We start from the raw sequence: 7,869 nt of genomic DNA on the forward strand, positions 1-7,869 counted from the left end.
GCCGGGTTCACCTCAGGTAGAAGATCCGGTCCGCGTGTTCGGCCAGCAACCGCTCGTTCCACGCGGCTCCGCCCTCGACGTTCGCGGACATGAACACCGGGGGCTCGATCCCCCGGGAGACCAGGTGGCCGATCACGTTGACCATGAGTGTCTGCAGCACCGCCGAGCACACCACACCCGAGGTCGGGCCGATTCGCTGCGGCACGCCATCGGCCTCCAGCGCGGCGTCGCCCGGCGGGATGGCGGTGTCCAGCACGACATCGCAGTTGTCGAGGACTCGCGTACCCGATGGATGCCTGGGCGATTCGGCCTCGCTGGCCACGATCGATGTGACGCCGACCACGAGCGCGCCGCGCTCGCGCGCCAGACGGGCGATCTCCACGGGCAGCCCGTTGCGTCCGGACAGCGAGATCACCACGAGCACGTCACCCTTGCGCAGGCCCGCGCCGTCCAGTACCGGACCGGCCAGCTCGGCGAGTTTCTCCACCGCGGTGCTGACCGTGATCGGGCGCACGGAGAGTTCGTTGCCGGGGGCGATCAGCGGGTTGGCCAGGATCAAGCCGCCCGCACGGTAGATCACGTCCTGCGCGGCGAGCGCGGAGTGGCCGCCGCCGAACACGAACAGCCGGCCACCGGCCGCCAGCGCCTGGGCGACCCGGTCCGCGGCTCGGTCGATGGTGGGCAGTTCTTCGTCCCGCAGCCGCTCCAGCAGGCCGATCGCCGCGTCGAGGTAACGCGCACCCAGCTCGACCATGCCCGGTCCTCCCGTTCCTTCGGTGCGTTCGGCGCTTCGTAGCCGGATCCGCCGTGCGTACGCGGATTCGGCACCCTACCGCCGGATCGCCTCATAGCGGTCGAGTGCGATGCGTCTTTCCTCGGCGTGCTCGACGATCGGGTCGGGGTAGCCCGCGACGCCGATCTTCCACGGCTCGTGCACCGCCTTGCCGGCGATGCCGCGCAGTTCGGGTACATAGCGCCGAACGTAGTCCCCGTCGGGATCGAACTTGCGGCCCTGGTTGATCGGATTGAAGATTCGGAACCACGGCGAGGCGTCGGTGCCGCAGCCCGCGGTCCACTGCCAGCCGTGGCTGTTGGAGGCCGGGTCGCCGTCCACCAGGTGCCGCATGAAGTGCGCCGCGCCGCGCGTCCACTCCTGGTGCAGGTCCTTGACCAGGAAGGACGCGACCACCATTCGCACCCGGTTGTGCATCCAGCCCTCGGCGAGCAGCTGCCGCATCCCGGCGTCCACGAACGGGAAGCCGGTCCGACCCGCGCACCACGCGTCGAACAGCGCGTCGGCGGCCGGGCCGCTGTCGTAGCGCATGCCGGCCATGTCCCGGTTCAGGTACTCCCGCGCGGTCTCCGGCTGATGCCACAACACGTCGGCGTAGAACTCACGCCAGGCCAGTTCGGCGCGGAAGGTCTCGTCGACGCGGCCGGCGAGCAGCGTACGCGGGTGGATCTCGCCGAACTTCAGGTGCACCGACAACCGCGAGGTGCCGGCCAGGTCGGCCCGGTCGCGCAGCTCGCGATATCGGTCCAGGCCGTGCGTGCGGAACGTCTCCCACGTCGCGCGGGCGACCCGTTCGCCCGCCTCGGGCAGCCGTACCCCGGCGGGCGCCGGCGCGGCGGGCGGCTCGACCGAGTCGGCGTTCACCCACGCGAGGTCGTTCGGGCCCGGCAGCGGGTCACGCCGGCCGTGTTCGAGCCACGCGCGCAGAAACGGGGTGAACACCCGGTACGGCGTCCCGTCGGCCTTGAGCACACGTCCCGGTGCCACCGCGTACGGCGAGCCGGTGGCTCGGAACGGCAGGTCGAGTGCCGCCGCCACGGCCTCGTCGCGGGTGCGCCCGTAGGGTCCGAAGTCGGCGGAGACGTGCACTTCGGCGGCGTCGACCTCGCGGACCAGCGCGGGTACCTCGCGGACCGGGTCGCCCGCGCGGAGCACCAGACGCCCGCCGAGCTCGCGCAGGTCCGCGTCCAGGGCGCGCAGCGAGTCGACCAGGTGCGCCCGGCGCGCCGGACCCGATGCGTCCCACAACACCGGGTCGAACACGAACAGCGGCAGCACCCGGGCGGGCTCGCCGTTCCCGGTGCCCGGAAAGCCGGTGCCGGCCGCGGCGTGCAGCGCAGGGTGGTCGGCCAGCCGCAGATCCCGGCGGAACCAGAGCACGTGTACACGATCGAGGGATCCGGACGAGCCGGAGGACTTCCGGGATGGCAATGGCATACCGGAACGTTATGACCGTACGCACCCGACAACGCGGGCCCACACGGGCGGGACACACGTACGGATGAAGCGGCGGCGCGCGTCGGACGGCGCGAGCGGGGCACGCCGCGGGGACCCGATCGGCCGGCCGTCCGCATCGGCGGTCCAGGTGCGTCAGAATTGGGCGGCAGGACCACCCAAGAACGGAGCCGCTGGTCGTGAGTGGACTCATCGACACCACGGAGATGTACCTCCGGACGATTTTCGAGCTGGAGGAGGAGGGCGTGGTCCCGCTGCGGGCGCGGATCGCGGAACGGCTCGAGCAGAGCGGGCCGACCGTGAGCCAGACCGTGGCACGAATGGAGCGGGACGGGTTGTTGACGGTCGAGGGCGACCGTCATCTGGAACTGACGCCCGAAGGGCGGGGAATCGCGACGCGGGTCATGCGCAAGCACCGGCTCGCCGAGTGCCTGCTCGTGGACGTCATCGGCTTGCCCTGGGAACAGGTGCACGCCGAGGCGTGCCGTTGGGAGCACGTGATCAGTGAGCAGGTGGAACGCCGTCTGCTCGAATTGCTGCGCTACCCGAAGGAATCGCCGTACGGCAACCCGATCCCGGGCCTGGAGGAGCTGGACCAGGAACTGCACGCCGACTCCTTCAAGGAAGGCGGGCTGGTCACGCTGCTCGAGTCGGCGGGGCCGGAAGGCAAGAACGTCGTGGTGCGGCGGCTCGGTGAGCCGCTGCAGACCGACGCCCAACTGATGTACACGTTGCGCCGGGCCGGGATTCGTCCCGGGGCGGTCGTGAGTGTGCACGAGTCCGCGGGTGGCGTGATGGCCGGCAGCGGCGGCGAGGCCGCGGAGTTGTCGCCGGAGGTCGCGTCGCACGTGTTCGTGGCCGCGCGGTAGTCGCGGGTTGACGCGCGGGAATCCGGGCCCTCGTTGCCGGTTGCTTCGGCTTCGAGGGCCCGTTGCGTCTCGGGTGGATCGGGTTGGCTTTTCCACCCGGCCGACCCGTGCCGTGGGGTGGTCCGGCTGCGGTTTTACCGGCAACGGGTGGCCTGGTGGCGCCCGGCGGCCGAGTTCGGGACGGCTTCGGGTTTACGGCAACGGGCGGCCCGTCGGCTACTTGGCCTCGGCCACGGTTCGGCCGCAGGCGTAGGCGATCGGGCTGACCAGTTCGCGGGCCTCGGGGAGCCAGCGGTTGAGTTCGGTGGGTTCGCGGGCCCACGAGGCACTGCCGGAGCTGCCCATCCGGGACGGCGGGGCGACGACCCAGTCGCCCTCGCCCTTGGGAATCAGGTCGATCGTGCTGGTGCCCCAGCCGGTGCGGCGCAACATCTCGCCCATCTTGTCCCGGGCGCCGGGCAGTACGAAGAACTGCAGGCGTCGGGTCGGCGTCGCGATCACCGGGCCGAGCGGCAGGCCCATGCGCTCGAGTCGGGCCAGCGCGAGGCAGCCGGCCTGCTCCGGGACGTCGATCACGTCGAAGCCGCGACCGGTGGGCAGCAGGATCGCCGCGTCCGGATGCTCGCTCCACCAGCGCCGTACCAACGCCGGCGAACTGGCCGCCTGAACCGCCCAGTCGCGCAGGATCGGGTGCGCGCCCGGGGCGGTGCACCCGGAATGGCCGCAACTGCAACGACGCCCCACGCTGTTCTCGACCACCGAGGCGCCGGGAACCACGTCCCAGTGCCGGTTCTCGGCGTAGCGGACTGCGGTTTCTACGAGCGTGTCGCGGGCGAGTTGCCGGGCCCCCAGGGTGTCTTCCACGTGCTGCACAACTGCGCGGCCCCGCGATGGTTACGGCCGGGCGGCGCCCCGCTCGCGGCCATCCGTACGGCGCCCCCCGTACGGCGCCGGGTCGCGCGTTGCGCGGACGCACTCCGGGCGGGCGAAACCGGATGATCAGGGGAGATGGGATCATCGGCCGCCATCCGGCGCAAGGGGGGCGCATGGGTGCAGAGCCGGGGGCGCAATGAAGGGTGCCCTATCCGCTGCTCTATACGGGTCACTACGCTCCGTACGCGGATGACATTTCATACGACTGCCGGGCAACATCGGCAATTCAGGCCGTCCCGGACCTCGGCATGTGGATGACGCCCGCTGGACACGCATTACGGACTCATCAGGCATCAGGGCGCGGACACGACGGGAGCGCACGATCCCCCGGCGCGCCGATCCCGCATGTCGCAAGCCCGCACCAACGGTCGGGGAGGGAACGCGGATGGCCGCGCGAACACAGGCGACGAGGCAGCCCAACGAGAGGCTGACGGCACTGATCCAGGAGGCCGGCTGCTCCAATGCCGGGCTCGCCCGGCGGGTCAACATGTGCGGTGCCGAACACGGCATGGATCTGCGCTACGACAAGACCTCGGTGGCCCGTTGGCTGCGTGGCCAGCAGCCGCGCGGCGCGGTGCCGAACCTGATCGCCGAGGCGATCGGCCGCAAGCTCGGCCGGCCGGTCACCGTCGAGGAGATCGGCATGGCCGACGGTCGCTCGTTGGCGACCAACGTCGGCCTCCAGTTCGCCGCCACGCCGGCGGCCACCGTCGAGGTGGTCACCGAGTTGTGGCGCAGCGACGTCAACCGGCGCGACTTCCTGCTCAACTCCTCGGTCGCGGTGGCCGCGCTGGTCGCGCCCAGCCGGGACTGGCTGATCACCGAGCCGGATGCCCAGGTGGCCAGGATCGGCGGGCCGCGGGTGGGGGCCTCCGACATCGAGGCGGTGTGTGCGACCACGGAGATGTTGTCCGCGCTGGACCACCGCTTCGGCGCCGGGCACATCCGCCCGGTCGTGGTGCACTACCTGGGCAGTGTGGTCACCCAACTGCTCAACGGGACCTATTCCGACGAGACGGGCCGCGCGCTGTTCGCCGCCGTGGCCCGACTCACCGAACTGGCCGGTTACATGGCTGTGGACACCGGCCAGCCGGGTCTCGCCCAGCGCTACTACATCCAGGCCCTGCGGCTGGCCCAGGCCGCGGGCGACCGCGCCTACGGCGGCTACGTGCTGGCGGCCGGGATGAGCCACCTCGCGGGCAGCCTGGGCAACCCGCGCGAGATCACCCAGCTTGCCCGCGCCGCACAGGAGGGCGCCAAACAGGAGGCCACGCCGACCACCCAGGCGATGTTCCACGCCGCCGAGGCGCGCGGGCACGCGCTGCTCGGCGACGCGCGCGCATGCGAGGCATCGCTGGCGCGGGCCCAGTCCGCCATGGACATCGCGGCCCCGGACGAGGATCCGTCCTGGATAGGGCACTTCTCCCAGGCGTACCTCTCCGACGAGTTCGCGCACTGCTACCGCGACCTGGACCGGCCCCGGCAGGCCGAGGCGGCGGCCCGCGCGGCCCTGGACGGGCATGCCGACACGCGGGTGCGCCGGCGCGCGGTCGACACCCTCCTGCTCGCCACCGCACACCTGCAACAGAACCGGCTCGACGAGGCGTGCGCGGTCGGCGCCGAGGCGCTGGAGCTGGTGGGCAGGCTGCACTCGGCGCGCGGTCTCGAATACCTCAAGGATTTCCAGCGCCGGCTGGAGCCGTACCGGGACGAGCACGTGGTCCGGGAATTCGCCGAAGCCGTGCACGCCGTCCCGGTCTGAGCCCCGCCGAGGCCGCCGACCTGCGGCGCGGGGGGGCCGCGGGCCGCCGCCGGCGGGCCGCCCGGCGCCGATGCGAGGTGCGCCGCTGTTCGTCACTCGAACGTCTGAGTTACCGTCGGGCGGACGGGTACGGCCGCCGGGCGATCCCGGCGGTCGGGCGACCGCCGGGTACGACGGCCTCGGGCGACGAACGGGTGGATGGCATGGGATCGGCTGGATCGGGCGGACGGGGCCCCAATGGCGAGCAGCCGGGGCCCTCGCCCTTCGGCCCGCTCGAACTCCCGCGCGACGAGACCGAGGTGCTGCCGAGGTTCGAGGACTACGCGGACCAGGGGCCCCCACAGGGCTACGGCGCGCCGCAGCAGTACCCCGGGCAGCAGCAGTATCCCGCGCAGCAGCAGCCGTACGGCGCACCACAGCCGCCCTACGACCCCAACGCGTCGTACCGGCCTAACCCGGCCGATCCCTACCCGCCCGCCGACCCGGCCGATCGGCCCGGCGCGGCCCGGCTCGGCCCGCCACCCGCGTTCGCGCCGCCGGCCGGACCGGGACAGGTGCCGCCGCGCCCGCCGCACGCGCCGCCGGGTGCGTCCGCGGCAGCGGGTGCACCGATGGGAGCCGGAGCCCCGCCGGCCGGGCCGGACCTGTTCCGACCGAGCCCGGCGCCCGCCGCCGGACCGGCCGACGCCACCCAGGCGTTCCCGGCCGGCCTGTTCCGGGACGGGGCCGGCGGGCCGCCGGCCGGACCGGGACCGATGGGCGCAGGCGGACAGCCGATGCCCGCGGCCTACTCGGCTCAGCCCGCGCCGCCCGGCCAGTCGGCGACGCCGCCCGCCGGGTATGCCGCGCCGCAGCCCTACACCCCGCACTACGCGCCGCCGACCGGCCCGCCGCGCGAACCGGGCCCCGGCGACCATGCCGACCCGGGCCCGGCCGGCCGCTCGCGTACCCCGCTGATCGCCGCCGGGGTCGGCGTGCTCGTGGTGATCGCCGCGATCGGCGCGTTCGCCGGCGGCGCGTTCGGCGACGACGACAAGAGCGACAACGCGGGCAAGAGCGCCGCGCCCACCGCGCCCACCAAACCGGACGCCTCGGGGGCCGCCACGCCCGGGACCACCACACCGCCCGCCAAGGCCGACGACGGCGCCGCCGCGCAGGCGTCCGCCGTCGACCGACTGCTCCAGGACGGCGCCGGATCCCGGCAGGCGGTGTCCCGGGCCGTGCAGCAGATCCAAAAGTGCGAGGACCCCGCGGCCGGCGCGCAATCGCTGACCGAGGCCGCCCGGCAGCGCGACCAGCAGATCGCCGGCTTGGACAAGCTGACCACCGACAAGCTCAGCGGCGGCGCCCAACTGGTCGCGGGACTGCGCGACGCGTGGGCCGCCTCCGCCGAGTCGGACCGCGAACTCGCGGCCTGGGGAACCGAGATGGCCCACGGCGGCTGCAAGGACCACCGCGCCGAGTACACCGACCACAAGCGCGCCGCCGACCGCGCGGGCGGTCGGGCCACCACCGCGAAGAACAAGGTGGTCGGCCTCTGGAACCCGATCGCGTCCGACAACAACCTCAAGAAGCGCGCCGCCGGCGACTTCTGAGCCGGGCCGGACCGTCGACCGGTCGCCGCCGCCGAGCCGGCGGCGCTCGCGGGTCGGTCGGGGAAGACCTGTGTGCTAACTCCCGCGTGACCGTCCGGCAACAGCGCCGTAACACACGTCGGCGAGTCTCACCCCATGGAGACAGGCACGGGGGCCGAACCGCTGATCGGGTTCACCATCGGCGTCACCGCGGCTCGGCGCCGCGAGGAACTCGTCGCGCTGCTCCGGGATTTGGGCGCCAAGGCGGTCGACGCGCCCACCGTGCGGATCGTGCCGCCGGCCGACGACCCGATCCTGCGCCGGGCCACCGACCGTGCCCTGGAACGCCGACTCGACTACGTCGTGGCCACCACCGGGGTGGGTTGGCGCGGCTGGTTCGCCGCCGCCGAGGGCTGGGGGCGCGGCGCCCGGCTGACCGCGGCGTGCCGGGCCGCCGTACTGGTCTGCCGCGGCCCCAAGGCC

7 protein-coding genes are annotated in these 7,869 nt (G+C 73.2%); 4 read left to right on the top strand and 3 right to left on the bottom strand.

The window, feature by feature from the left end:
- Positions 1-7 precede the first annotated feature (7 nt).
- Together ABZS54_RS21440 and ABZS54_RS21445 are read right to left on the bottom strand one after the other, a co-directional pair.
- The gene (locus ABZS54_RS21440; RefSeq protein ID WP_355538165.1) at positions 8-754 is read right to left on the bottom strand and encodes an SIS domain-containing protein; all 747 of its coding nucleotides are present in this window, start codon (positions 752-754) and stop codon (positions 8-10) included.
- 75 nt (positions 755-829) lie between these two features.
- Entirely contained in the window at positions 830-2,173 is a 1,344-nt protein-coding gene (locus ABZS54_RS21445) for a deoxyribodipyrimidine photo-lyase (RefSeq protein WP_355538168.1), read from the bottom strand.
- A gap of 254 nt (positions 2,174-2,427) precedes the next feature.
- Between ABZS54_RS21445 and ABZS54_RS21450 the strand changes: the two genes are divergently transcribed.
- Positions 2,428-3,117, top strand: coding sequence for an iron dependent repressor, metal binding and dimerization domain protein (locus tag ABZS54_RS21450; protein ID WP_355538171.1), 690 nt, complete (start codon positions 2,428-2,430; stop codon positions 3,115-3,117).
- Positions 3,118-3,333: 216 nt separating this feature from the next.
- Here the strand turns inward: ABZS54_RS21450 and ABZS54_RS21455 are convergent, their stop codons facing one another.
- Entirely contained in the window at positions 3,334-3,990 is a 657-nt protein-coding gene (locus ABZS54_RS21455; protein WP_355538174.1) for a bifunctional DNA primase/polymerase, read from the bottom strand.
- 445 nt (positions 3,991-4,435) lie between these two features.
- Here ABZS54_RS21455 and ABZS54_RS21460 point away from each other — a divergent pair, with 445 nt between their 5' ends.
- From ABZS54_RS21460 to ABZS54_RS21470, 3 genes are all read left to right on the top strand, one after another.
- The gene (locus tag ABZS54_RS21460) at positions 4,436-5,812 is read left to right on the top strand and encodes a transcriptional regulator (RefSeq protein ID WP_355538177.1); all 1,377 of its coding nucleotides are present in this window, start codon (positions 4,436-4,438) and stop codon (positions 5,810-5,812) included.
- A 203-nt stretch (positions 5,813-6,015) separates the two neighbouring features.
- Positions 6,016-7,407, top strand: coding sequence for a hypothetical protein (locus tag ABZS54_RS21465; RefSeq protein WP_355538180.1), 1,392 nt, complete (start codon positions 6,016-6,018; stop codon positions 7,405-7,407).
- A 135-nt stretch (positions 7,408-7,542) separates the two neighbouring features.
- Positions 7,543-7,869 (top strand): uroporphyrinogen-III synthase (locus ABZS54_RS21470; protein WP_355538183.1); only part of this gene is annotated, 327 nt, incomplete at its 3' end.

This window comes from Embleya sp. NPDC005575, assembly GCF_040605455.1.
GTDB lineage: Bacteria > Actinomycetota > Actinomycetes > Streptomycetales > Streptomycetaceae > Embleya.

Excerpts from the sequence above, each read along its gene's own strand:
- ABZS54_RS21440 (WP_355538165.1), bottom strand. The coding sequence starts at position 754 with ATGGTCGAGCTGGGTGCGCGTTACCTCGACGCGGCGATCGGCCTGCTG.
- ABZS54_RS21460 (WP_355538177.1), top strand. The coding sequence starts at position 4,436 with ATGGCCGCGCGAACACAGGCGACGAGGCAGCCCAACGAGAGGCTGACG.
- ABZS54_RS21465 (WP_355538180.1), top strand. The coding sequence starts at position 6,016 with ATGGGATCGGCTGGATCGGGCGGACGGGGCCCCAATGGCGAGCAGCCG.